The organism is Arthrobacter sp. Y3225116, assembly GCF_059091245.1.
On sequence record NZ_JBNHGL010000385.1, the window covers coordinates 1 to 1810 of the forward strand.

Annotated in this window: 2 protein-coding genes; both read right to left on the bottom strand. The window is 71.7% G+C overall.

The features are described from left to right. A partial coding sequence (locus AC5RV2_RS17615; protein ID WP_494093403.1) for an iron chelate uptake ABC transporter family permease subunit occupies positions 1-429 on the bottom strand: 429 nt, incomplete at its 3' end. A gap of 116 nt (positions 430-545) precedes the next feature. After that, entirely contained in the window at positions 546-1664 is a 1119-nt protein-coding gene (locus AC5RV2_RS17620; RefSeq protein WP_494093404.1) for a FecCD family ABC transporter permease, read from the bottom strand. Positions 1665-1810: the final 146 nt, after the last annotated feature.

Sequence of the window (1810 nt, forward strand, 5' to 3'; positions counted from 1 at the left end):
GGAGACCGCGGCGCCGGCCGCGCCGAACACGACGATCGCGGTCACGGCGGAGGCGCTGGCCCCGTAGCTGATGCCGATGATGTCCGGGCTGGCCAGCGGGTTCCGCAGCATGGTCTGGAAGATGCTGCCGGCCAGGCCGAACGCGAGCCCGACCAACACGCCAATCACGGCCCGCGGCAGTTTGTGCTCCATCACGATGAAGCTGGCCCCGGGGATCTGTTCGCCGGCCAGCAGCCGGAAGAAGTCCGGGATGGTCACGGTGTAGCTGCCCAGCAGGACGTTGACAAAAAACAGGACGACGACGAAGCCCGCCAGGGCGGCGATGACCGCCGCGCGCCGCCGGCTGCGTCGTCCGGCCCTGACGGGAGCCGCGGCTCGCTGGCCGCCGCCTCCGCGGGTGCGGGGTAAGTCTTCGAGTGCACCCTCCATATACCCTGCACTCGACGACAAACCCTGCCCTGGGCGATCCGGGGCCTGGGGCAAAGCGGAGCCGGCCGCCTGCTGCGCCGATTCGGGGCGCTTTCCGCGCGGGGTGTCCACCTTGCTCACAGCCCGGCCGCCTTCCGCCGCCGGACCAGCCCGATGAACACGGGCGCGCCGATCACCGCGGTAGTGATGCCGGCTTCGATCTCGCCGGGCGGTGCCAGGAAGCGGCCGGCCACGTCGGCGCCGACCAGCAGCACGGGGGCCAGCACCATGGAGCAGGGCAGGATCCAGCGGTAGTCCGGTCCGGTCAGGGCGCGGACCATGTGCGGGATGATCAGGCCCACGAAGGCGATCGGTCCGGCGATGGCGGTCGCCGCGCCGCACAGGATCACTACGCCGAGCGCCGTGATGGCACGGGACAGGCCCACTTTTTGGCCCAGGCCGCGGGCCACGTCGTCGCCCAGCGACAAGTTGTTCAGGATCCTCCCGGTGAACAGCGTGATCACCAGTCCGACGGCGATGAACGGGGCCACCTGGCCGATCAGGTCCCAGCCGCGGCCGGCCACCGACCCCACCTGCCAGTAGCGGAAGCCCTCCAGCGTGTCCTGGTTGGTCACCAGCACCGAGTACATCAGTGAACTCAGCCCCGCGGACAGGGCGGCGCCGGCCAGCGCCAGCTTGATCGGGGTGGCCCCTTCCCGTCCCATGCTCGCCACCCCGTAGACCAGCACGGCAGCGAGCGCGGCGCCGGCGAACGCGAACCAGACGTAGCCGGAAAGTTGGGTCACGCCGAACAGGAAGATGCCCGCCACGACCGCGAGCGCGGCCCCGGCGTTTACGCCCAGGATGCCGGGATCGCCCAGCGGGTTGCGCGCCACCCCCTGCATGGCGGCGCCGGCGACGCCCAAGGCCGCTCCCACCAGCAGTCCGGTGACGGTCCGCGGGATGCGCGAGTGGACCACGGCGTGGTCTCCGTTGGCGGGGTCGAAGGCGACGAAGGCCTGGATGAACGTCTCCACGCTGATGGGGCGCGCCCCGAGGGCCAGCGAGGCACAGCAGACCAGCGCCAGGACCACCAGGGCGGCCGGGATGCCCACCAGCACCCTGCGCGGGAGCCGTGCCGCGCCGGGAGCGGTCGAGGACGGCCTGCCGGTCCCGTTCGCGCCGCCCGCAGCGCGGCCCAGCCGAGGCCCGGGCGCCGGCCGGGAAGGCGCCGTTGCAGCCGGATCAGCTGGCATGCGCATACCCCCTCGGGCCGGAAAAAGCGACTCAAGTAAGGCTAACCTATGTTCTCCGCGAATAAGAAACGCTTTCCTGCCCTAATTGCTGCCGGTGCCGCACGCAGGCCGCGGGCCCGGACAGCGCGGCAGCCGCCCGCCTCACC

Coding starts and splice junctions, on each gene's coding strand:
- AC5RV2_RS17620 (WP_494093404.1), bottom strand. CDS start 1,664: ATGCCAGCTGATCCGGCTGCAACGGCGCCTTCCCGGCCGGCGCCCGGG.